Origin of the sequence: Halomonas sp. KHS3, assembly GCF_000830495.1 — a bacterium.
GTDB lineage: Bacteria > Pseudomonadota > Gammaproteobacteria > Pseudomonadales > Halomonadaceae > Vreelandella > Vreelandella titanicae.
Map to the genome: position 1 here is coordinate 982842 of NZ_JWHY01000002.1, position 21144 is coordinate 1003985.

Consider the following 21144-nt stretch of genomic DNA (forward strand, 5'->3'; position numbering starts at 1 on the left):
TATAAACAGCAGAGAAAACTTACTGACGATAAGCGGCTTCTTTTAATGCCCGGATGCGCTCATCCAGCGGCGGGTGGCTGGCAAATAGCTTTTCCACCAGCGAGCGTGTTTGGCCTTTGGTGATCGCCATGGCACGCAGCGTATCCGGCATTTGGTCGGGCAGTTCGGTTTCGGTTTTCAAGCGTGCCAGGGCGCTGACCATCGCGTTGGTGCCCGCTAAGCGCGCACCGGCTTCGTCGGCGCGGTATTCGCGGTAGCGCGAGAACCAGGCGACGATAGCCGAGGCCAGAATACCAAACACAATTTCAGCGACCATGACCACCGCAAAGTAGCCCATAAAGCCCAGGCCGCCTTCGCCATCGCTGCGGCTGCGCAGGAAGTTATCGACTAGATGCGCCACGACCCGGGCAAAGAACATCACAAAGGTGTTCACCACGCCCTGAATCAGCGCCAGCGTTACCATATCACCGTTAGCGACGTGACCAATTTCGTGAGCCAGTACTGCACGCACCTCTTCTGGACGCATGCGATTCATTAAGCCTGCCGAGACGGCTACCAGCGCATCGTCTTTGTTCCAACCCGTGGCAAAGGCGTTTGACTGCTGAGCCGGGAAAATACCCACTTCCGGGGTTTTGATACCCGCCTCGCGGGAGAGCTCAGCCACTGTGTCCAACAGCCACTGTTCGGTAGAGTTGGAGGGCGTTTCGATAATCACCGTGCCGGTGCTGCGTTTAGCCATCCATTTGGAGATAAACAGCGAGATAATGGAGCCCGCCATACCGAAAATAAAGCAGAAAATCAGCAGGCTGGTGAAGTTGATGCCCTGGCCGCGCAGGTAACCCTCTACGCCTAGCAGGCGCAGGGTAATGCTGGCGACCAGCAAGACCGCTATATTGGTGCCTAAAAACAGCAGAATTCGCATCATGGTGCAGGTTCTCCCCTAAAGTTCATCGAAGCATTACTAGATTAATGGCTTAGATACGTGCTGTTCATGGCAGTTTCAAGTCATGGCTACAAAAGCTACTGCCGATAGCGTGACAAGAAGTTGGCAAAACGGTCGAGTGCATCGCCTAATTGGTCGGCCCAGGGCAGCGTGACGATGCGCACATGATCCGGCTCTGGCCAGTTAAAGGCCGTGCCTTGTACCAGTAAGATTTTTTCCTGTAGCAGCAGATCCAGCACCATCTGCTGGTCGTCTTTGATATTGAAGACCTTGGGGTCGAGCCGTGGAAAGGCGTACAGCGCGCCTTTAGGTTTTACGCAGGAGACGCCGGGGATTGCGTTCAGTTTCTCCACCGTGATGTCTCGCTGGGCCAACAGCCGCCCGCCGGGCAGGATTAAATCATTGATCGACTGGTAGCCCCCCAGCGCGGTTTGAATCGCGTGCTGGGCGGGTACGTTGGCACACAGTCGCATAGAGGCCAGCATATTCAGCCCCTGGATATAGTCCTGAGCGTTTAGCTTGGCCAAGGTGCCGGAGATAGTCATCCAGCCCGAGCGAAAGCCTGCACAGCGATAGCTTTTGGAGAGACCGTTCATGGTGATGACCAGTTGGTCATCGTCCGCTAGTGCGCCCGTGGCAGTATGTTCGACGCCGTCATAAAGGATCTTGTCGTAGATTTCGTCTGAGAACACCACCAGGTTGTGCTGTTTGGCGATCGCCAATACCTCTTTCACCACGGCGGGTGGATACACCGCGCCGGTGGGGTTGTTGGGGTTGATCAGCACAATGGCACGTGTGTGGCTGGTGATCTTGGCGCGAATATCCGCTGTGTCAGGCGTCCAGTCCGCCTGCTCGTCGCATAGGTAGTGCACCGCGTGACCACCGGAAAGGTGGGCGGCGGCGGTCCAGAGCGGGTAGTCCGGCGCGGGAATGAGTACTTCATCGCCGTCGTTGAGCAGCGCCTGCATGGTCATCACGATCAGCTCAGAGACGCCGTTGCCGATGAAGATATCTTCGATACCTACGCCGGGAATCTGTTTGCGCTGGCACTCCTGCATAATCGCTTTACGGGCAGAGTAGAGGCCTTTGGAGTCGCAGTAGCCCTGGGCCGTGGGCAGGTTGCGCATCACATCCTGGAGAATCTCTTCCGGCGCCTCAAAACCAAAGGGCGCAGGGTTGCCAATGTTTAGCTTGAGAATTCGTTGACCTTCCTCTTCCAAGCGCTTGGCGTGGTCGAGTACCGGGCCGCGAATGTCGTAGCAGACATTGTGCAGCTTATGAGATTTCTTTAACGGTTGTGATTCGTGCGACTGCGGGGTATCCATGAGGTGTCTGTCCAAAAGTAGCTAGAGGCCCAAAAGTGTCCAAAAAGCATGAGTGACTAAAAACAGCGTCCACAAGCCATCGTCGGCTATAGAGCTATTAGGCCATTATGCGTCGGAAAGTGCTTGATTGTCTTCGTCGTTTTGCACGGGCGGCGGAGGAATGTCTGCCGGGGTTTCAAGCGTTAGCCTGCCCAGCTTGCCATCACGCAGTTCGTGAAGCAGCACTTCCGCGCCGCGGTGCAGATCAACGGCGCCGCCGGGACGCAGGCCGCCTCGGCGGGCAGCGATATCTTTTAAGATGGCGTTACCGTCGAAGCCAGCAATAGCGAGAAAGTCGGGCTTTTTCGGGCCATCCGCATCAATGTCATGGGGGATATCCGGCGCGGTGTAAGAGGGCAGCTCTTTGAGCTTATAACGCTCGGTGAGCGCTTCGGGGTAGCGTTTGGCCAGCTCTGCGCTGGTAACAATGGCTACATCGGCGTACTCGATAGCGGTATCGCGAATGGCGCCGGTGGCGGCAAGCCGATAGGCGCTGGCCTGGTCCTCAATCTTCGGCCACAGCACTCCCGGGGTGTCGGTGAGTGCCACACGCCCATCGATACGCACCTTTTGCTGGCGCTTGGTGACTGCTGGCTCATTGCCGGTTTTAGCGATTTTTCGCCCGGCCAGGCCGTTAATCAGCGTGGATTTTCCCACGTTGGGAATACCCATCACCATCACGCGCACATCCCGGTCAGCACGAACGGCACCGGCCAGCTCATGGCACAGCTTGGGAATTTTCTTTAGCTCGCGGGTGTTGGTCGTCGTGACTGCCAAGGCACGCATATTCTCTTGGGCATCGAAATAAGCCACCCATTCGGCCGTTCGCTCCGGGTCAGCGAGATCTGCCCGGGAGAGAATTTTCAGCACCGGCTTATGGCGGGTTAGCTCGGCCAGCATTGGGTTGGCGCTGGAGTAGGGCAGACGCGCATCGAGTACCTCGATGACTACGTCAATTTCAGGCAGCACCTCCTTAATCTGGCGGCGGGCCTTGTTCATATGTCCGGGGAACCAGCCGAGCATGGGTTTCTCCTGCAAGTACAAAATAGCGGCACAAAAAAGCGGGCTGCCATTCTAGCAGATGGCGCCCGCCTTGCTGGGTTTCCTTGAGAGGATTTATCAGCGATTACTCGTCGGGGTGAAATTCCAACGACACTGAGTTAATGCAGTAGCGCAACCCAGTAGTCTCCGGTGGGCCGTCGGGGAACACATGGCCCAGATGAGCATCGCAGTGGGAACAAACTACCTCCGTGCGCTGCATGCCGTGAGTGGTATCCGTATGCTCCTCAACGCAGCGGCTACCCAGTGGCCGATCAAAGCTTGGCCAACCGCAGCCAGCATCGAATTTGTGCTCATTCTCAAACAGCGGCGCATGACAGCAGACGCAGTGGTAAATACCCTGCGCATCACGCACCTGATAATCGCCAGTGAATGGGCGTTCTGTGCCTTTCTCACGTGCTACGCGGTACTGCTCTGGGGTTAGCTGCTGTTGCCACTCGTCAGGGGATTTTTCTATTTTCGCCATGCTCTGTTCCTCTCCCTTATGCATTGCGCTTACATCGCTGAGGCCAAGTGTTGTTTGGACTCACTAGCCTAGTGACACCACTTGATCATCATGAGTTTCAGCATGGGCGATTATACATCGCTGTGCCAGTGTAAGCGCTATACGCTAGCCGCGCCGCCGTTACTGCGCGGGTCGTGGGCGCTCTCTATCAACCCATCCGGATGGTGCACAATACCGCCTGCATGGCCCATGGTGTCACTGAATGCCTCGGGCAGCACTTCCACATCGTGGCCTGCCGTTGCCAGGGCGGTGACTAGGGTGTCGTCAAAACGCGCTTCGAGTTTCAAGTTAGTGCTGGTTTCGCCCCAGGTGCGCCCCAGCAGCCAGCGGGGGGCCGTAATCGCCTGCTGCAGCGGCATGCCATGCAGCGCGTAGCGCGAAAATACCGCTGCCTGGGTTTGCGGCTGGCCTTCACCGCCCATAGTGCCGTAAACCATGGTGCGGCCATCGTTAAATTTGGCCAGCGCCGGGTTCAACGTGTGGAAGGGTTTGCGACCAGGGGCTAAGCCGCGCAGGTCGTCGGGGTTAAGCGAGAAGCTGATGCCGCGGTTTTGCCACAGCACGCCGCTTTTCGGTAACACCACGCCGCTGCCAAACTCCCAGTAGATGCTCTGAATAAAGCTCACCGAACGTCCTTCGCTATCCACGGTGCCCATCCAAATGGTGTCGCCTGGCGCTGGTTCGTGGGGCCAGGGTAGGGCGTGCTGCGGGTCGATCTGAGCCGCTTCTAAGCCAATGTTCTCTTCGCTGAGCAAATCTTGCAGCGGTGTTGGCACACGGCCGGGGTCAGTGATGTTTTGGTCGCGCAGGATAAAGGCGCGTTTGGTGGCCTCAATCAGGCCATGCAGGTGGCCAAAACCGTTGGGCTCGGCGGCTTTTAGGCGCTCGTAGATACCTAAAATCATTAACGAGGCCATGCCTTGGGTCGGCGCAGGCAGGTTATAGAGCGTGGCATCCTGAAGCGTTACTTCCAGCGGTGTGACTCGCTGGGCGCGGTAGGCGTGAAAGTCTGCCAGGCGCAGTGGGCTGCCGACGGCCTCTAAATCCCGCGCCATACTGGCGGCCAGCTCGCCGCGGTAGAAGTCATCTAATCCTGCTTCTGCCAAACGCTTGAGTGTGGCGGCCAAACGCGGCTGGCGCAGCCGTTCGCCTTCACGGGGTACCTGGCCGTTAAGCAGCAGGGTGTCACTAAAGCCTGGGCTTTGGGTTAAACGCTCAAGGTGTTTGGCGGTAAGCGCTTCCTGGCTCTGGGAGACCGCAATACCCCCCTCGGCATGATGAATGGCGTCAGCCAGTAGTGTGGTGAGAGGCAACTGCTTGCCCCATGCCGACGCCACGTTCAGCGCTTCATGCCAGCCGCCAATGGTACCGGCCATGGTGAGGGCGGCTTTGGGGCCGCGCTCGGGAATCTGCGTTTCACCGGCGTAGAAGTCTGTGCTGGCAAGCCCCGCCGCAGGGCCGCAGGCGTCAATGGCAATGGGCGCTTTGCCCGGTTCATGAATTAACCAGAAGCCATCGCCACCCAGGGCGTTCATATGCGGGTAGACCACCGCAATGGCCGCGGCGGCAGCGACCATGGCTTCCACCGCGTTACCACCCTGTTTAAGTACATCGCGCCCGGCGCTGGCAGCTAGGTGATGAGGGGCGACGCAGCTGCCGCCGTAACTACGTTGGGTGTGGAGCATCTTTGAATCCTTGTTTTTAAGTAAATAATTATTAAGTAAATATTTGTTAAATAAATGCTAAGGCAGATCGTTACCAGCCAATGGCTTCGGGCAACCAGGTAGCAATGCTGGGAAAGATAAATACCAGCGCGACGGCGACAAACTGTAAGCCGATAAACGGTAGGGCGCCTTTATAAATATCCAGCGTCGAGACTTCTTTCGGCGCTACACCCTTGAGGAAAAACAGCGACCAGCCAAAGGGTGGGGTAAGAAACGACGTTTGTAGCACCAGCCCCACCAGAATGCCCAGCCACACCATATCGACGCCCATCTGCACAAAGAAGGGTAAAAATAACGGTAGGGCAATATAGCTGATCTCAATCCACTCCAGGAAGAAACCCAGCACAAACATCAGCAGCAGCATGAATAGCATCGCGCCTAATTCGCCGCCGGGCACCCAGTCGAACATACGGGCAACCAAATGCTCGCCGCCCAATCCGCGAAATGCCAGGCCAAATACCTGGGCGCTGATCAAAATAAAGAACACCATGGCCGAGATCACCAGCGTGGCCTTGGCAACTTCTTTGAGTAGCGCAAAGGTTAACCGCCCCGAGCAGGCTACAATTAGCAATGCTCCTAGCGCACCCATTGAGGCTGCTTCAGTAGGCGCGGCAATGCCGCCAATAATCGACCCTAATACCGCAAACACCAACCCCACTGGCGGGCCTACCACGGTAATCACTTTGCGTATCAACTGACCCCGGCCCATTTCTGCACGCTCCTCGGCAGGAATAGGCGGCATTAAGTTGGGGTAGAGCTTGGCGATCACCAGAATGGCAATAATATACACCGCCGCCAGGGTTAGTCCCGGCACCATGGCGGCGGCGAACATCGTACCGACTGATTCACCCAGAATTTCCGCCAGCAGAATCAGCACCAGGCTGGGCGGAATAATCTGCCCCAGGGTGCCGGATGCGCAGATCATCCCGGTGGCCAGGGTTTTAGGGTAACCGCGGCGTAGCAGCGTCGGTAGCGTGAGCAGGCCAAGGGTAACGATAGTGGCGCCCACAATGCCTGTGGCGGCGCCTAACAGCACTCCCACGAGGATGATCGCCACGCCCATGCCGCCTGAAATGCCGCCGAACAAGTGGCCGATGACATCGATCAACTCCTCTGCCAGCTTCGACTTCTCCAGCATCACCCCCATAAACACAAATAGCGGTATGGCCATAAAGGTGTAATTGGTCACTACGCCGTAAATACGCGATGGCAGCAGATTAAACAGCATTGGCCCAAAGCCAACGTAGCCAAAGAAAAAGGCCGTCGCCGCGATACTGATGCCTACCGGAATACCTATCAGCAGGAACACAAAAAAAGCCACGATCATGCCGATCGCGAGCCATTCATTGGGAGACATGCGTTATTCACCTCGTGTGGGTAGGGCGAAAGCCTGACGCAACGCGTGGGCCAGCCCTTGCAGCGCGAGAAGGACAAAGCCGAATGGAATGAGCGACTTGAGCAGCCAGCGCAGAGGCAGGCCGCCGGGGTTGGGCGACGCCTCGCCGCGGGCGAACGACTGGGCGATCCAGGGCAGCGTCAGCCAGGCGATATACAGCCCCATCACCAGCAGCAAGAGTCCGCCGATCACTTCAATCACCCGTTGCAGGCCTACAGGGAAGCGCTCGTAGAAAACATCGACGCGCACCTGCTCGCCCATCAATAGCAAATACGACATGCCAAACAGTGCAATAGGTGAGATCAAGTGCCACTGCAGATCCTGCAGCCATATCGCGCCAATGCTGAACACATAGCGCATCAATACGTCGCCAGCGACGAGCCCGACTAAAACCACGCAGGTCCAGGCGGCGATCCAGCCAAATAGCCGAACCACCGCCTCAACTCCGTGGACAAAAAATGCCACGGCGCGCATATCAGACTCCGATAATGTCGTTTAACCAGGCACGCTCACTGGCGCCCGCCCAGCGGTCATGATTGGCTTTAAACGCCATGTAGCTATCGTGCACTTTGCGTACCAGAGGGTCGGCGTTGGCCTCTGTTGCCAGGGTATCTTGAGTGGCTTCGTGCAGCGCATCGATAACGGGTGCGGGAAGCATGCTGGCAGTGACGCCTTCGTTCTCCACTAGATCTGTCATGGCTTCGCCATTGACCGCTTCAGACCAAGTCACACTCTCTAAGCAGGCGGCCATACAGGCGGTTTTGACAATCATCTGCAGATCTTCTGGCAGACTATCCCAGTGGGTTTTCGAGATAAGCAGTTCGCCCGTGGTCGAGGGTTCGTGCCAGCCTGTAGTGTGGTAGAACTTGGCGGCGTTATGCAGGCCCATGCGACGGTCTTGGAAGGGGCCTACGAATTCAGCTGCATCAATCACGCCACGCTCCAGCGCGGGGAAGATTTCACCACCGGGCAGTACACGGGCATCCACGCCAAGCGAAGAGTAAACCTGGCCCGCCAAGCCAGGAACGCGCATGCGCAGCCCGTTGAGCTGGCTAATATCCTCGATCGGTTCGCGGAACCAGCCGGTCATTTGCACGCCGGTATTGTTCAGCGGGAAGGCGACCATGCCGTAGGGCTCATACACTTCGTGCCAAAGCTCCAAGCCGCCGCCGTGGTAAAGCCACGCCATATGGCCCATAAAGCTCATACCAAATGGAACAGTAGTGAAGTACTGAGCGGCAAAGGTGGTGCCTGACCAGAAGTAACTATTGGCGGCATTCATCTCGATGGTGCCGCTTTGAACGGCTTCAAAGCCTTCAAAGGCTGGGATCAGCTCGCCGGATGAAAAATGCTGAATATTGAGTCGTCCGCCGGACATGGCGTTGATTTTGGCGATCACGTCAGTGGGGCTGCCAGGGCCTTCCACGTAAAAGGGCGATCCGGGCGGGTAAGCATTGGTCATACGCCAGTTGAAGCTCTCAGCGGACTGCGCACGGGCGATAGACGGGGCGCCCAATACAAGGCCTGCCGTGGAGGAGACGACAGCTGTGGTGAGAAACTTGCGACGGGATAAGGACATAGCACACCTCATTAATGGTGGAATTGGTCAGCCTGGGAACACAATGAGGTAGCAAGGGGTGTGCCATAAAAATCGATTTTATTTTAAATAAAAGATTTTTAAGGGTTTTGTCGGTCTCTAATGAAAAGGTTAAGTATAAGAAAAATAAACATTTGCACCGTTATGGCGCCTAATGAGTGCCCAGGGCACCCTCGGTGTGCATACTGACTTCGCAAAAGTTGGACGTAGAGGGTAGGTGATTGAAAGCGGGCCAGTTAGTTTGGTGATGGCAGGGAGCTTGACAGCTCAATAAGGTCTGAGTAACATACGCGCCACCTCGACGAGGCAATGCAACGTCCCATTCGTCTAGTGGTCTAGGACACCGCCCTTTCACGGCGGTAACAGGGGTTCGAACCCCCTATGGGACGCCACTTATTCTTTTTCTTTCTAGAGCTAGAGTAAGCGGTCGTCAGGGTTATCGGAATGCGGGAATAGCTCAGTGGTAGAGCATCGCCTTGCCAAGGCGAGGGTCGGGAGTTCGAATCTCCTTTCCCGCTCCAAGCATTAAAGTGCTTAATAGTGTCCCATTCGTCTAGTGGTCTAGGACACCGCCCTTTCACGGCGGTAACAGGGGTTCGAACCCCCTATGGGACGCCACTTCCGGTAAGTTAGGTAAAAGCTAAGTAAGTGTTCTATAAGCGGGAATAGCTCAGTGGTAGAGCATCGCCTTGCCAAGGCGAGGGTCGGGAGTTCGAATCTCCTTTCCCGCTCCAGTTTTAGTAGTACCGGATCGGTAAGCGATGGGTCGGGAGCTGGAACGCCAGCCCGGTCGATTTACTTTCCCGCTCCAGGTTTGATTTAGTCCCATTCGTCTAGTGGCCTAGGACACCGCCCTTTCACGGCGGTAACAGGGGTTCGAACCCCCTATGGGACGCCATCTAGTATGTTGTTTGCGTTGCGGGAATAGCTCAGTGGTAGAGCATCGCCTTGCCAAGGCGAGGGTCGGGAGTTCGAATCTCCTTTCCCGCTCCATGTAAACAAGATCAGATAGTTCTGCAATTTCCCAGCTTCAAAAGTTTAGGCCTCCCTTTGTTTCCATGATGTATCGGCTAATTGCTGGGCATCACTATTTGCGTGTCTGACGCTTGGTGGTCGTGCCCGCCTTGAAAAAAGTCGTTTGCGCCCTAATGTTTCTCCTTCTCTTCTTATTTTGCTGACAGGACATGTTCATGGCCGAACCGGCATTGTCGATCCGTGGCCTTACCAAAGTGTATGGCAACGGCTTTCAGGCGCTCAAAGGTATTGATCTCGACGTCCAGCAGGGCGATTTTTTTGCTTTATTGGGCCCCAATGGCGCCGGCAAGTCCACCACCTTGGGGGTGGTCTGCTCGCTGGTGCAAAAGACGGCGGGCAAGGTCTCCATATTCGGCATTGATGTGGATAAAGACTTCGCTAAAGCCAAGTACCAGCTAGGCGTAGTGCCTCAAGAGTTCAACTTCAATCAATTTGAGAAAGTGCTCGATATCGTACTGGCCCAGGCAGGTTACTACGGCATGACCAGTCGCGAGGCTTTGCCCCGAGCTAAACAGCTACTGACCGATCTGGGCCTATGGGAAAAGCGCAACGGCAGCGCGCGCATGCTGTCAGGTGGAATGAAACGCCGCCTGATGATCGCTCGAGCGCTGATGCATCGCCCCAAACTGCTGATTCTGGATGAGCCAACCGCCGGGGTGGATATCGAACTGCGGCGCAGTATGTGGGAGTACATGCGGCGGATTAACCAAGACGAAGGCACCACCATCATCCTGACGACGCACTACCTGGAAGAGGCTGAGAGCCTGTGCCGTAATGTGGCGATTATCAATAATGGCGACATTGTGCGGAACACTAGCGTGCGAGGCCTGCTGGCTGAGCTGAATACCGAGACCTTCCTAATTGATACCTCCGAAGCCATTACAGACATACCCAAGATAGACGGGTTTGAGATAAAACAGCTGGAGTCTACTCAGCTATCACTCGTGGTGCATCGCGGGCAACGTTTAAACGATGTCTTCAAGGCGTTGAGTGAGCAGGGCATCCAGGTGGTTTCCATGCGTAATCGTGCTAACCGCTTAGAGGAGATGTTTGTGTCGATGGTGGAAGGTAGTGGGCTAGGGGCGATAGACCAGCGTGTTGAGAAGACGGAGGAACGCGTATGAATGCTACGCAAACATTGATTGCCCTGTGGACGCTGGTGCTAAAAGAGATCAAACGTTTCACCCGCATTTGGCCACAAACGCTGCTGCCTCCCTCTATCACCATGGCGATGTACTTTATTATCTTCGGCAACCTAATCGGTTCGCGGATTGGTGACATGGACGGCTTCAGCTACATGGACTTTATTGTTCCAGGGCTGATCATGATGTCGGTGATTACCAACAGCTACTCCAACGTGGCGTCGAGTTTCTTCTCCAATAAGTTTCAGCGTTCGATCGAAGAGATGATGGTTTCGCCCATGCCCAATTGGGTGATACTGGCCGGCTTTATTTTAGGCGGTATGGCACGTGGGTTGGGCGTCGGGCTGATTGTGACGGTCGTTTCACTGTTCTTTACCCGCCTAACCATGGAACACCCGCTGCTCACGGTATTAGTCGTAGTGCTCACGTCTGCGCTGTTCTCTATTGGCGGCTTTATTAATGCGTTACTGGCCAATAAGTTCGACGATATTTCTATCGTGCCGACGTTTATCCTTACGCCGCTGACCTATTTGGGTGGGGTGTTCTACTCGATCTCAATGTTGCCTGACTTCTGGCAGGGTGTTTCCATGCTCAATCCAATTTTGTACATGGTCAACGTTTTCCGTTATGGCTTCTTAGGTGTGTCGGATATTCCCGTTGGCTGGGCGCTCGCTGCCATTTTTGCCTTTATCATTGTGTTGTTTAGTATTGCACTGGCGATGTTAGAGCGCGGCAAAGGTATCCGCAGCTAGACGCATCAATCCGATTGAGAAGAGAGAGCTTTTATACAATGGCACACCGCCCAGACACGTTAGAGCACGCGCCGTTAGGGCGCGATTCCGCTTACCCTGAGCAGTATGACGCGGGGCTGTTATATCCCATTCCCCGCGCGGCTAATCGAGTGCCGCTGGGGATCGAAGAGGGGGCTCTGCCGTTTGTGGGGGAAGATGAGTGGCACGCCTTTGAAGTCTCCTGGCTGAACAGCCGCGGTAAGCCTATTGTGGCCGTGGCGCGCTTTCGCTTGCCAGCAGCCTCACCCAATCTGATTGAGTCCAAATCCTGGAAGCTCTACCTCAATAGCTTCAACCAAACCCGTTTCTATAGTCGTCAGGAAGTGATGGAAACGCTTGCCCATGACCTTGCTGTTGCGGCAGGGGCTGAGGTGAGTGTCGAGCTGTTTGATGTGGATGCTTCAGAGCTTTCACCACAGCTCTTGCCGGGCGAATGCCTGGACGATTTAGATATCGCAGTAAGCGACTATACGCCTAGCAGTGACCACCTCACGGTAGGGGAAGAGGTCGTCGAGGAGACGCTCTACTCCCACCTGCTCAAATCCAACTGCCCGGTTACCGGCCAGCCAGACTGGGGCAGCGTGCTGATTCGTTATAAAGGCCCGAAAATCGACCGCGAAGGGCTGCTGCGTTACCTGATTGGGTTTCGCCAGCACCAGGATTTTCACGAGCACTGCGTTGAGCATATTTTCTGCGATTTAATGGCCCAGGCAAAGCCTACGCAGCTGCTAGTACTGGCGCGCTATGTGCGGCGCGGCGGGTTGGATATCAGTCCCTGGCGCGCAACCCCAGGGTTAACGCCCCCCACGCCACTGCGCCTAGCAAGGCAGTAAGCGGCAATGTTATAAATGACAATGCTATAAATGACGGTGCTAAAGTAGCCTCACACAATTGGACTTGGAGTCATCAATGGACGCACTCACGCTGCTTCACGAGCGTAGCTCAATGGGCAAGCTGATGGAGCCAGCGCCCAGCGGCGAACAGCTCAGCGCCATTTATCAGGCCGCGCTACGTGCCCCGGATCATAAAGAGCTGCGCCCCTGGCGCTTTATCGAGTTTAGCGGGGAAGGGCGAGAACGCTTGGGCGAGCTATTCGCCGAGGCGGAGTTTCAGGAAGATCCTAGCGCCGATGACGAAACGCTCAACTCGGCGCGCAAAAAGCCGCTGCGGGCGCCGATGATTATCGCCGTGATCGCCAAGGTCACGCCCAAACTTGAAAAAGTACCCAAAATGGAGCAGGTGATCTCCGCCGGGTGCGCCGCCCACGGCATACTGCTAGCCGCCCACGCCCTAGGGTTGGGAACAATGTGGCGCAGCGGCAAGTACGCTTTCGACCCCGTAGTTCGCAAAGGGCTGAATCTGGATGAAGATGACGAAGTCGTCGCGTTTATCTACCTGGGCACCCTGGGGGGGCGCCATAAACCGGTACCACAGCATAATGTTGCTGACTTCGTGGAGCGTTGGGACTAGCGATGAGTCTCCCTCGTCAGCCAGGCATCCCTCATCCACGATTGCCATTGCCAAAAGGCCAGCCGGAAAATCTGGCCGTTTTTCAGCAGTGGCTGAGCGATGCCATACCCATGGTGGGCGCGTTAGGTATTAGCGAAATGACGCGTCAGGGTGATTCACTAGCCTGGCAGTTAGCGCTGGAGCCCAACCTTAACGATAAGGGCACGGGCTTTGGTGGCGCACTGACAGCGCAGACGACGCTACAAGGCTGGTGCTGGGTAACGCTATGGCTACGTGAGCGGGGCATTGCGCGCGATGTCGTCGTTGCTGAGGCCCGTCAGCGTTTTCTGGCGCCGGTAACAAGTGACTACCGCTTGGTATGTACGCCAGCCGTGTCAGAAGGCCCTACTCAGCTTGCCAACAAGCTCGCTGAGCGAGGAAAAGGCCGCATAGCGCTAACCCAGCAGCTCTATTGTGGCGAGACGCTCTGCCTGGAAGCCAACGGCAGCTACGCTGTATTGTCTGAACGATAACCGGGGTATGCCACTAACCTAAAGGTTCGTCAGCCGGAAAAGGCTTGCTATTTCGAGGCTTAGCCAATAGTATATGCGCCGTTCTGTCGCGAAAGGTTCAGCCTTTCAACAGCGCCAAAACGCGGAGGGGTGTCCGAGTGGTCGAAGGAGCACGCCTGGAAAGTGTGTAAGCCGCAAGGCTTCGAGGGTTCGAATCCCTCCCCCTCCGCCACAGAATTTTAAAGGCCGTCAAGCAATTAGCTCGACGGCCTTTTTTGTTTTTGGCTCTCAGGGGTTGTCTTGGGAAAAATAAAGAAAGCTGTTTAAAAAGGCAGCACTCCGCCGAAGCCAATACCCAGCACGGCAACGATAACCACAACGATAACGACGATAGTGGTAGTAGACATATTCTCTTCCTTTGAGTAGTGAGCGTTGCTATAGCGTAGTCGCGAAAGCGCTATTTCGCACGTAGGCGACAACTGAGTAACCTTTCCATGGTGGCAGAAAAGTTCCTGCCAGAAAGCCCGACAACGAGGTTTGAAATCAAAAGCTGTCGAGCGTTAACAAAACAGCAGAACCCCCCAGTAACGGACTTATTTTCCACATTGACAGTCGTGGCCGCAGTCGCTGGAGCCATTGGCATGGCCGGTAGCGCAGTACTCGCAGCGATAAAGCTTGCCGTCTTTCTTTACGGCTTTGCTATCGACCGCGCACTTACACTTGGGACATGCACACTCTTGCTGAGCCATGATGAATCTCCTGTGCTAGAGCTGAAAGTGTAGGCCTGCCCCCCAGATGTGATGTCATTGCATTTTATCAACTCAAAACTACTAATTTTCACGATCCAGAGCTTTATACCTAGTCCATTAAAATAGTCGCAAAACGCGGCATTAACCTGCTCCTGTTGCCTGTTAGGAGTGCAACATTGGATATATGGATGAGTAGTTGAACCAGAACCTTTGTAAGCATGCCATACTGGATTTGATGATATAAAATTTGCTGAAGTAAGACGGAAGCAGGCGCACATATGGCTGCGTCATATATGGTGTGCCCATGGCAAGGAGAGGATCAAAATGAACAGAGACGAAACATTGCGCCTATTACATGAGCACAAGCCGATATTGGCTTCGCAGTTCGATGTGAAGAAGCTTGCTCTTTTTGGCTCTATGGCCCGTGGGAGCGCTAAAGATACAAGCGATATTGATATTCTTGTCAGTTTCGATGGCCCAGCAACCTCCGCACGCTATTTTGGTCTTCAATTTTATTTAGAAGATCTGCTTGGGTCTCCAGTCGATTTAGTGACAGATAAAGCCCTTCGGAATGAATTGAGGCCATACATCGAGAGCGAGGCGCTACATGTCTGAGAAAGGCCTGGAGCGTGAATGGCGCTTCTATATTGATGATATGGTCGGTTTTGGTGAAAAAGTGCTTTCCTACACAGATGGGTTAGATCAAATTGGTTTCCTCAATGATGATCTCATCTACGATGCTACGTTGCGTAATTTAGAGCTTATCGGTGAAGCAGCCACCAGAATTCCAGATGAAGTGCGCCAACGGTATCCAGAAGTGCCCTGGCGCTTGATCATTGCGACACGCAATAGACTTATCCATGCATATTTGGGTATTGACGAAGATACTGTATGGAGCATTATTCAAGACAATGTACCTGAGCTTCTTGAGTATCTGAAAACGATTCGCAATGAAAGTAAGGTAGATATCAGTACTGAAAATGATTTATTTGACTAAATTTTCACTACCCAACGCTTTCCCCAGCCTGCCAAAGTAGTCGCTGAACGCTGCATTGATCTGTTCCCGCTGTGCACCCCGTGGGTAAAGACCTCTTTCCGCTTCAGGAGAGGCCTTGGTGCCTTTGACCAGGAAGTGATTGGTGGTGGCCGCATCCTGCACAAACGCTTCAAAAGCGCGTGCGCAGAGCTCTTCGGGTTTACTGTAATAGAGCTGTCCAAGTTTTTTGTCCACCTGCACCGAGTGCTGAAACAGCTCGCTAGGCTGATCGCCTGCTGGCTGCAGCAGAATAGCTTTGAAGCAGTCCATCAATAATTGATTCAGAGGGTGTGCAATGGGCGTTGCATCAGCTAGCCAAGCGGTAGAGGCGAACATACCGACGGGTGTGCCGCGAAAACACTTGCTGACGATGTAGTGATCAAAAGCATGAAACCACTCGTGGGCAATGCTGCCGGGGCCAGCGTTTTTAGCCAGCGCAAAACTGCGCTGGCTGGGGTCATAGTGGGCAGAAACACCCGGTCGACCACCGCTGCCGTACTGCAGCGCGATTGAGCCGCGTAGGGAAATCAACGCCTCTGTTCCCTGTAAAATCAACATAAGATCGCACAGTGCATCATGAAACAGCTCCGCGGCACGGTCGCGCTCAGCGTTGGTTACCCAGCGTCCAATCTCAATGGAGCGAAAATCAAACTGACGCCGGATCAGGGCAAAACTGCTGGCTTGCCCCTGGCGATGGTCAGGACCACTGCGATAAAAATCCCGCGCTTCGATGTTCACTTGTCGTTTCTCCTTGCATTCCGCCATCCAGACCCCCACTAACTAACCGTAACGCATTTTAATTGCCTCATTTTCCACCGCCAGGAGAGAGATATGAGCAAGCGTATTTTAGTGGTACTGACGTCTCACGATCAGTTGGGTGATACCGGTAATAAAACCGGTTTTTGGCTCGAAGAGCTGGCAGCCCCTTATTATGTCTTTAAAGACGCGGGTGCTGAAGTAACGTTGGCATCGCCCAAGGGTGGGCAGCCGCCGCTTGACCCAAAAAGTGACGCAGACGATAGCCAAACCGATGAAACGCGCCGCTTTAAGCAAGATGAAAAAGCTAACGCGGAGCTTGCCGCTACCCATCGCTTGAGCGACATGAAGGCTGATGATTTCGATGCGGTATTCTACCCCGGAGGCCATGGCCCGCTATGGGATCTCGTTGACGACGCGGACTCGATTCGCTTGATCGAAACCTTTATCGCCCAAGGCAAGCCGGTTGCCACGGTTTGTCACGCGCCGATAGTGTTGGTAAATGCTAAAGACAGCGCTGGTGAACCGCTAGTAAAAGGCCGCCAAGTAACGGGCTTTACTAACGGCGAAGAGGAGGCTGTGGGCTTGACCAATATCGTGCCGCATCTCGTTGAAGATGCCTTGCAAAAGTGCGGCGGGATTTATAGCAAAGCGGATGATTTCACTCCTTACGTACGTGAAGATGGCCAACTGATCACAGGGCAAAACCCGCCTTCCTCAGCGCTCACGGCTGAAACGCTAATGGCGTGGCTGACGAAATAACCCGCCGGTATTAATACCGGGTTTGGTGACGACGGCGAGGCTCTCCTCGCCGTTTGTATTTTTGGGTGCCGATTAGATTCTGACTATGCTTATAGGGAGATAGGTTATTTATTTTTAATTAGCTATGTTCTCAACAGCGCAGTTCTCAGCAGCGCAACAAGGAGGCGACTAACATGGAGACAGCACGCGTCTATCGGATGAAAACCGCGGAACATCTCTGCCCATTCGGTATGAAAACAGTCGATTTGTTAAAACGCAAAGGCTATCAGGTTGATGACCATCCGCTTACATCCCGAGATGAAATTGAAGCGTTCAAGGCCCAGGAGAATGTCGATACCACTCCGCAAACCTATATAGGTGATAAACGTATTGGCGGCTATGAAGAGGTTCGTGAGCATTTAGGCATGAGCGTGCCGAGTGCAAAAGAGACCGCATATCGGCCAGTGATCGCGATTTTTGTTACCGCTTTGCTCATCGGTCTGGCGATTAGCTGGGTTGCCAATGGCACCTTAGTGGCAGCACGAATGCCTGAGTATGCGGTGGCCACGGCCATGGTGCTGCTGGGTTTGCAGAAGCTGCAGGATGTAGAGAGCTTTAGCTCGATGTTCCTTAACTACGACTTACTGGCTCAGCGCTATGTCCCTTACAGCTATGTGTACCCCTACGCAGAAACCCTGGCAGGGATACTAATGCTGGCCGGTGCCATGCTTTGGCTGGCAGCACCGCTGGCGCTGTTTATCGGCACGGTGGGCGCGGTGTCGGTTTTTAAAGCCGTGTACGTGGATAAGCGTGAGTTGAAATGTGCCTGCGTTGGCGGAAGCAGCAATGTGCCACTAGGGTTTGTATCGCTGACAGAAAATATCGCCATGGTGCTGATGGGGCTATGGATGCCGCTGAAAATGTTGCTATAACAATCGTCGTCAAAAACTTGCTTGGCTAAAATGCTATTTAAAATCCAAAAATCCGTTAAAAAACAATTTATTTGCCGCTACATATCACAGGTTAGATAAACCCGCTGTTATAAAGCGCACTGTGTGCACACAGCGAAGGGAACTCGCGACAGGGAAGAACAAGCAAGGATTGCTTGTGTAGCACAAGGATGCACAAACAGGATGTTTGTGGTGCAAGATCAGGGAAGAACAGATGAAAACCCGGCCAAGGAGTGGCCGGGTTTTTTTTACCCTGGAATAAATAAAAATTTAATTAAGCTCTTATGACGCTTTTGTTAATAATGTATTGCTATTGCTAGTAAAAAGGCAGCGGTCACAAAGATAAGCCTTTTTTATAATAATTTCTCAAGTTGGTAAGCGATTGTTTTAACAAGCATAGTGATAATAAAGCGAGCTTAATTCACTCAAGGGTATTTCAACCGCTGTTTGACAGTTCAGGCAGCGTACGGTGGTACTGTCTTTACCGGTGCCTTCTAAACGGAAGCGGTTCAAAAACGGGTCTTTGGGTGACTCTGAGTTACCACAATGCCGACAGATGACATCCAGCCCGTTGACTTTGCTGCTAATAATAATGTCTCGCACGCTGACCTCCTACCATTAGGTTAGATGATGGTTCAGGCGTGGTAACGTCCGTGTAGAGTGGTATCGTTGCCGATACTTTTAATAGTATAGCGCTGCAAGGCATATGTGCCATATAAAAAAGCGTGCTTTAAATAGGTGCAGTTAATCTGAATAAAAAAGATAAATTTTTTCCGGTTTAATAACATAGGTTAGATAAATAGAGTGTTTTAAGGTTCACTGTGAGTACACAGCACAAGGAAGTGGCAACAGGGAAGATAAAGCTAGGAAAGCTTACGCTCATGGAAGCACAAACAGGATGTTTGTGAAGACGAATCAAGGAAGGTTTGATAAAGCCCCAGCCAGGGAGTGGCCGGGGCTTCTTTTTTATACGCTTGTTTTATTTCTTCGCCTTTTTCTTACTTTTCTTACTGTCGTTGCCTTGGCTAACTGTTTTGCCTTCGCTGCTCTCGTCTTTGCTGTCATCCTTCTCACTGTCAGGCTTGTCGCCGCCTTGATGGGTGAGCGGGCTCGCTTGGTCTAAGCGCGGGTGGTTATCCAGGAATTCACGCTGCAGGTCAGGTATGGCATCCAAGGCTTGCAGGGTATGGGTGAGGGCGTGAATAGCCGCCAGCACGTCCTGGGTATGACCGGTTTCTGAGATGGTGTGCATATTACGGATGGGGAAACCAATCGAGGTAGCGGCACTGTCGATAGACGCCAATACGCCTGCCATGCCATCGGTACCCGTATCCACACCGACAATATCGCGCTGCAGCGGAATGTCCTGCTCTTTCGCGGCCGTGGCGATAATGCGGTTGAGCTGTTCACTGGCAATAGAGCCCACCGCCATGGTGAAGCCTTTGCCCATCTCTAGCGGCTGCATACGCTTGTCGCCGATGCCGGGCGCAGCCACATAGTCATGATTTACATCGACACCAATGAGCGCATCTGGCTTCATTTCGCCCGCCATCACGCGGCTGCCGAAACGGCCAATCTCTTCATAGCTGGCAATCGCAAACAGCACGCGCACATTTTGGGTGCCACCTGCTTCGGCGATCAAACGCGCCACTTCGGCGGCCACAAAGCAGCCTAGGCCGTTATCCAGGTAAGCGCCGTAGAAGGTATTGGGACTGAAGCCGGGGCGGATAGGGCGGTCGAAAATAATCGAATCGCCGGGCCGTACGCCCAGGTTCAGCACCTGCTGCTTTTTATTCTCGCCGTGGATCTGTAGATCCAGGTAGATCTGCTCTTTTTTCAGGCCTTTGCTACCATCGCGCTGGGCAGGATCGGAGAAGTGAATCGCGCCCAGGGCCTCGACCGTGCCGCCTTCAATGCAGCGGTAGCTACCGGGGGCGTCCGGGTCTTCGCTAAACAGCTTCACTTCATGGCCGATCAGCACAGTGGGCAGAAACGAATCAGTGTTGATCCAGATCTTGCCGTCTTCGCCAATCGAGCGCACCTGCATGCGGATTTTATCCGCATGGCCGATCAGCATGACCTTGAACATGTCGTCGCGGCCGGGGTGAGTGTCCAGCACAACGCCCGCGTTGCCCTTAAACTGGTGAAGGTGCCAGCTTTTAGGCGCGAAGCTCTCAAAATGCGGCTTGAGCACGCCGTAGGTCATGGCAGCTTCCAGGCCTACGGGGCTAGGGGCGGCAAGAATATCGCGCATTAGTTTGAACTGCGCGTCGGGCATTGGTTGTGTCCAGGGTTTTGCACTATCGCTCATCGTTGTCGCTCACTCATTTTTAGGTGGATGTTAATCACCTCTAGTCTGCCAGATTCCCGCACTGTGTGTAGAGAAAGCCGCTTATTCATAGTGATGAATTAGCTCGCGCAGGGCGCTGGTGGCGGCGGAAGGAGGGTGACGGCGGCTCAATATAATGCCCAGCTCACGGCGAATGGTCGGCTCCACCAGCGGGCGGTACTCAATACCATCGGCGGCAATTTGCCGAAAACTGAGCGAGGGCAGCACGCTAATACCTAACCCCGCAGCTACCATGCGGCCTACCGTGGCGATCTGGCGCGCATCGCACAAGATATCCAGCCGTTCTCCTACGCTCTGCATAATGCGGTCAATATCCTGGCGTGAGCTGGAAAGACGGTTGATACCAATAAACGGATAAGCCGCAAGTTGGCTCCAGGCGACGGCTGATTGCGCCAGCAATGGATGCCCGCAGGGGCAAACGACCACATAGCTGTCTTCGAGGACGGGTTCAAACGTTAAGTCGTCTGCGTCGCTTGGCGGCACGGAAAGACCCAGGTCGGCGCGGCCTTCGCGCACCATTTGATTGATCTGATCGGCCAGCACATCGTGCAGGCTGAGGTTAATACGTGGGTAGGCTTCATGAAAAAGCTTAATGACCCGCGGGAATAGTCCTGCCGCCAGAGTGGGGAGGGCGGCCACGGTTACCTTTCCGCGCTGTTTGGAAAATTGGTCGTTGAGATCCTCAAAGGCTTCGTTCCAATCATTCAGGAGCCGCACGGCAACGGGCAGAAAGGCTTCGCCTTCCGGTGTTAACGCGAGCTGCCGCGTGGTACGGGCAAACAGTGCACCACCGACGTTCTCCTCAAGTTTACGCAGGGCGATCGAAATCGCCGGTTGGGAAAGGTGCACGCGCTCGCTGGCCTCTGCAAGGCTGCGCGAGTGGGCGACGGCAACAAAAACACGCAACTGCTGGATGCTTGGATTCATTTAGAAAGTAAAACATAAATTAAAAACTATTCAATATACAAAATTAAACTGGCAGACCATGCTTGCTGTATCGCATGCAAACAGCGTCGCGATCACCGTTTTAGATAAAAACCGCTCT

Annotated in this window: 22 protein-coding genes and 7 tRNA genes; 16 read left to right on the plus strand and 13 right to left on the minus strand. The window is 54.2% G+C overall.

The annotated features are described in order from the left end of the window. Window positions 1-19 precede the first annotated feature (19 nt). From htpX to RO22_RS06665, 8 genes are all read right to left on the minus strand, one after another. The gene (htpX, locus tag RO22_RS06630; RefSeq protein ID WP_022520411.1) at window positions 20-925 is read right to left on the minus strand and encodes a protease HtpX; all 906 of its coding nucleotides are present in this window, start codon (window positions 923-925) and stop codon (window positions 20-22) included. Window positions 926-1020: 95 nt separating this feature from the next. Continuing rightward, complete coding sequence (locus RO22_RS06635; RefSeq protein WP_022520410.1) at window positions 1021-2268, minus strand: pyridoxal phosphate-dependent aminotransferase; 1248 nt, start codon at window positions 2266-2268, stop codon at window positions 1021-1023. 105 nt (window positions 2269-2373) lie between these two features. Then, window positions 2374-3330 carry a ribosome biogenesis GTPase YlqF gene (gene ylqF, locus RO22_RS06640; protein WP_022520409.1) on the minus strand — a complete coding sequence of 319 codons (957 nt, stop codon included), beginning with the start codon at window positions 3328-3330 and terminating at the stop codon, window positions 2374-2376. Window positions 3331-3433: 103 nt separating this feature from the next. After that, window positions 3434-3832, minus strand: coding sequence for a peptide-methionine (R)-S-oxide reductase MsrB (msrB, locus tag RO22_RS06645; protein WP_022520408.1), 399 nt, complete (start codon window positions 3830-3832; stop codon window positions 3434-3436). A gap of 137 nt (window positions 3833-3969) precedes the next feature. After that, window positions 3970-5556: a gamma-glutamyltransferase family protein gene (locus RO22_RS06650; protein WP_041157884.1), complete on the minus strand. Its 1587-nt coding sequence runs from the start codon at window positions 5554-5556 to the stop codon at window positions 3970-3972. A gap of 70 nt (window positions 5557-5626) precedes the next feature. Further along, window positions 5627-6952, minus strand: a complete 1326-nt coding sequence (locus tag RO22_RS06655; protein ID WP_009288054.1) for a TRAP transporter large permease subunit — start codon at window positions 6950-6952, stop codon at window positions 5627-5629. 3 nt (window positions 6953-6955) lie between these two features. Next, window positions 6956-7465 carry a TRAP transporter small permease subunit gene (locus tag RO22_RS06660; protein ID WP_041157885.1) on the minus strand — a complete coding sequence of 170 codons (510 nt, stop codon included), beginning with the start codon at window positions 7463-7465 and terminating at the stop codon, window positions 6956-6958. Between the two features lies 1 nt (window position 7466). Continuing rightward, window positions 7467-8570 (minus strand): TRAP transporter substrate-binding protein, encoded by a 1104-nt coding sequence (locus RO22_RS06665; RefSeq protein WP_041157886.1) that lies wholly within the window; start codon window positions 8568-8570, stop codon window positions 7467-7469. 334 nt (window positions 8571-8904) lie between these two features. On the opposite strand from RO22_RS06665, the gene RO22_RS06670 reads away from it, so the two are divergent. The 12 genes from RO22_RS06670 (at window position 8905) to RO22_RS06725 (ending at window position 13749) form a co-directional block, all read left to right on the plus strand. After that, window positions 8905-8980: transfer RNA gene (locus RO22_RS06670), tRNA-Glu, on the plus strand. A 54-nt stretch (window positions 8981-9034) separates the two neighbouring features. Further along, a tRNA-Gly gene (locus RO22_RS06675) sits at window positions 9035-9109 on the plus strand. A gap of 21 nt (window positions 9110-9130) precedes the next feature. Continuing rightward, window positions 9131-9206 (plus strand) — tRNA-Glu (locus RO22_RS06680). A 41-nt stretch (window positions 9207-9247) separates the two neighbouring features. Further along, window positions 9248-9322, plus strand: a tRNA-Gly gene (locus RO22_RS06685). Between the two features lie 88 nt (window positions 9323-9410). Further along, window positions 9411-9486, plus strand: a tRNA-Glu gene (locus tag RO22_RS06690). 20 nt (window positions 9487-9506) lie between these two features. Further along, window positions 9507-9581, plus strand: a tRNA-Gly gene (locus RO22_RS06695). Window positions 9582-9778: 197 nt separating this feature from the next. Next, window positions 9779-10747 carry an ABC transporter ATP-binding protein gene (locus tag RO22_RS06700; RefSeq protein WP_022520404.1) on the plus strand — a complete coding sequence of 323 codons (969 nt, stop codon included), beginning with the start codon at window positions 9779-9781 and terminating at the stop codon, window positions 10745-10747. Beyond that, complete coding sequence (locus RO22_RS06705) at window positions 10744-11517, plus strand: ABC transporter permease (protein WP_027959666.1); 774 nt, start codon at window positions 10744-10746, stop codon at window positions 11515-11517. The genes RO22_RS06700 and RO22_RS06705 overlap by 4 nt, the downstream gene beginning before the upstream one ends. A 38-nt stretch (window positions 11518-11555) precedes the next feature. Further along, the gene (queF, locus tag RO22_RS06710) at window positions 11556-12389 is read left to right on the plus strand and encodes an NADPH-dependent 7-cyano-7-deazaguanine reductase QueF (protein ID WP_041157887.1); all 834 of its coding nucleotides are present in this window, start codon (window positions 11556-11558) and stop codon (window positions 12387-12389) included. Between the two features lie 76 nt (window positions 12390-12465). Then, window positions 12466-13026, plus strand: a complete 561-nt coding sequence (locus tag RO22_RS06715) for a nitroreductase family protein (RefSeq protein ID WP_041157888.1) — start codon at window positions 12466-12468, stop codon at window positions 13024-13026. A 2-nt stretch (window positions 13027-13028) separates the two neighbouring features. Beyond that, a complete protein-coding gene (locus tag RO22_RS06720; protein WP_041157889.1) occupies window positions 13029-13538 on the plus strand; it encodes a YiiD C-terminal domain-containing protein in 510 nt (169 codons plus the stop codon). A 123-nt stretch (window positions 13539-13661) separates the two neighbouring features. Beyond that, window positions 13662-13749: transfer RNA gene (locus RO22_RS06725), tRNA-Ser, on the plus strand. A gap of 91 nt (window positions 13750-13840) precedes the next feature. Here the strand turns inward: RO22_RS06725 and RO22_RS24660 are convergent. Continuing rightward, window positions 13841-13996 (minus strand): hypothetical protein, encoded by a 156-nt coding sequence (locus RO22_RS24660; protein ID WP_161575197.1) that lies wholly within the window; start codon window positions 13994-13996, stop codon window positions 13841-13843. Window positions 13997-14110: 114 nt separating this feature from the next. Further along, window positions 14111-14266, minus strand: coding sequence for a metallothionein (locus RO22_RS24085; protein ID WP_200890227.1), 156 nt, complete (start codon window positions 14264-14266; stop codon window positions 14111-14113). A gap of 324 nt (window positions 14267-14590) precedes the next feature. Between RO22_RS24085 and RO22_RS06735 the strand changes: the two genes are divergently transcribed. Continuing rightward, complete coding sequence (locus RO22_RS06735; protein ID WP_039860157.1) at window positions 14591-14881, plus strand: nucleotidyltransferase family protein; 291 nt, start codon at window positions 14591-14593, stop codon at window positions 14879-14881. Then, window positions 14874-15263 carry a DUF86 domain-containing protein gene (locus RO22_RS06740; RefSeq protein ID WP_039860158.1) on the plus strand — a complete coding sequence of 130 codons (390 nt, stop codon included), beginning with the start codon at window positions 14874-14876 and terminating at the stop codon, window positions 15261-15263. The genes RO22_RS06735 and RO22_RS06740 overlap by 8 nt, the downstream gene beginning before the upstream one ends. Here RO22_RS06740 and RO22_RS06745 read toward each other — a convergent pair. Next, entirely contained in the window at window positions 15252-16040 is a 789-nt protein-coding gene (locus tag RO22_RS06745) for a CLCA_X family protein (protein ID WP_039860160.1), read from the minus strand. The two genes, RO22_RS06740 and RO22_RS06745, sit on opposite strands and share 12 nt — an antisense overlap. A 93-nt stretch (window positions 16041-16133) precedes the next feature. On the opposite strand from RO22_RS06745, the gene RO22_RS06750 reads away from it, so the two are divergent. Both RO22_RS06750 and RO22_RS06755 read left to right on the plus strand, forming a co-directional pair. Beyond that, the gene (locus RO22_RS06750) at window positions 16134-16820 is read left to right on the plus strand and encodes a type 1 glutamine amidotransferase domain-containing protein (protein WP_009288080.1); all 687 of its coding nucleotides are present in this window, start codon (window positions 16134-16136) and stop codon (window positions 16818-16820) included. A 173-nt stretch (window positions 16821-16993) separates the two neighbouring features. Continuing rightward, a complete protein-coding gene (locus RO22_RS06755; RefSeq protein ID WP_039860162.1) occupies window positions 16994-17731 on the plus strand; it encodes a glutaredoxin in 738 nt (245 codons plus the stop codon). Window positions 17732-18728: 997 nt separating this feature from the next. On the opposite strand, the gene RO22_RS06765 is transcribed toward RO22_RS06755, so the two are convergent. Together RO22_RS06765 and RO22_RS06770 are read right to left on the minus strand one after the other, a co-directional pair. Further along, window positions 18729-20060 carry a M20/M25/M40 family metallo-hydrolase gene (locus RO22_RS06765; RefSeq protein WP_009288081.1) on the minus strand — a complete coding sequence of 444 codons (1332 nt, stop codon included), beginning with the start codon at window positions 20058-20060 and terminating at the stop codon, window positions 18729-18731. Window positions 20061-20141: 81 nt separating this feature from the next. Continuing rightward, on the minus strand, window positions 20142-21026 hold the full coding sequence (locus RO22_RS06770; protein ID WP_041157890.1) for a LysR family transcriptional regulator: 885 nt from the start codon (window positions 21024-21026) through the stop codon (window positions 20142-20144). Window positions 21027-21144 lie beyond the last annotated feature (118 nt).

Bases quoted from the DNA above. Each gene is read 5' to 3' on its own strand.
- RO22_RS06650 (WP_041157884.1), bottom strand. From the start codon at position 5,556: ATGCTCCACACCCAACGTAGTTACGGCGGCAGCTGCGTCGCCCCTCAT.
- RO22_RS06635 (WP_022520410.1), bottom strand. From the start codon at position 2,268: ATGGATACCCCGCAGTCGCACGAATCACAACCGTTAAAGAAATCTCAT.
- RO22_RS06720 (WP_041157889.1), top strand. From the start codon at position 13,029: ATGAGTCTCCCTCGTCAGCCAGGCATCCCTCATCCACGATTGCCATTG.
- queF (WP_041157887.1), top strand. From the start codon at position 11,556: ATGGCACACCGCCCAGACACGTTAGAGCACGCGCCGTTAGGGCGCGAT.
- RO22_RS06665 (WP_041157886.1), bottom strand. From the start codon at position 8,570: ATGTCCTTATCCCGTCGCAAGTTTCTCACCACAGCTGTCGTCTCCTCC.
- RO22_RS06715 (WP_041157888.1), top strand. From the start codon at position 12,466: ATGGACGCACTCACGCTGCTTCACGAGCGTAGCTCAATGGGCAAGCTG.
- RO22_RS24085 (WP_200890227.1), bottom strand. From the start codon at position 14,266: ATGGCTCAGCAAGAGTGTGCATGTCCCAAGTGTAAGTGCGCGGTCGAT.
- ylqF (WP_022520409.1), bottom strand. From the start codon at position 3,330: ATGCTCGGCTGGTTCCCCGGACATATGAACAAGGCCCGCCGCCAGATT.
- RO22_RS06770 (WP_041157890.1), bottom strand. From the start codon at position 21,026: ATGAATCCAAGCATCCAGCAGTTGCGTGTTTTTGTTGCCGTCGCCCAC.
- msrB (WP_022520408.1), bottom strand. From the start codon at position 3,832: ATGGCGAAAATAGAAAAATCCCCTGACGAGTGGCAACAGCAGCTAACC.
- RO22_RS06660 (WP_041157885.1), bottom strand. From the start codon at position 7,465: ATGCGCGCCGTGGCATTTTTTGTCCACGGAGTTGAGGCGGTGGTTCGG.
- RO22_RS06740 (WP_039860158.1), top strand. From the start codon at position 14,874: ATGTCTGAGAAAGGCCTGGAGCGTGAATGGCGCTTCTATATTGATGAT.
- RO22_RS06750 (WP_009288080.1), top strand. From the start codon at position 16,134: ATGAGCAAGCGTATTTTAGTGGTACTGACGTCTCACGATCAGTTGGGT.
- RO22_RS06705 (WP_027959666.1), top strand. From the start codon at position 10,744: ATGAATGCTACGCAAACATTGATTGCCCTGTGGACGCTGGTGCTAAAA.
- RO22_RS06655 (WP_009288054.1), bottom strand. From the start codon at position 6,952: ATGTCTCCCAATGAATGGCTCGCGATCGGCATGATCGTGGCTTTTTTT.
- htpX (WP_022520411.1), bottom strand. From the start codon at position 925: ATGATGCGAATTCTGCTGTTTTTAGGCACCAATATAGCGGTCTTGCTG.
- RO22_RS06735 (WP_039860157.1), top strand. From the start codon at position 14,591: ATGAACAGAGACGAAACATTGCGCCTATTACATGAGCACAAGCCGATA.
- RO22_RS06700 (WP_022520404.1), top strand. From the start codon at position 9,779: ATGGCCGAACCGGCATTGTCGATCCGTGGCCTTACCAAAGTGTATGGC.
- RO22_RS06755 (WP_039860162.1), top strand. From the start codon at position 16,994: ATGGAGACAGCACGCGTCTATCGGATGAAAACCGCGGAACATCTCTGC.
- RO22_RS06765 (WP_009288081.1), bottom strand. From the start codon at position 20,060: ATGAGCGATAGTGCAAAACCCTGGACACAACCAATGCCCGACGCGCAG.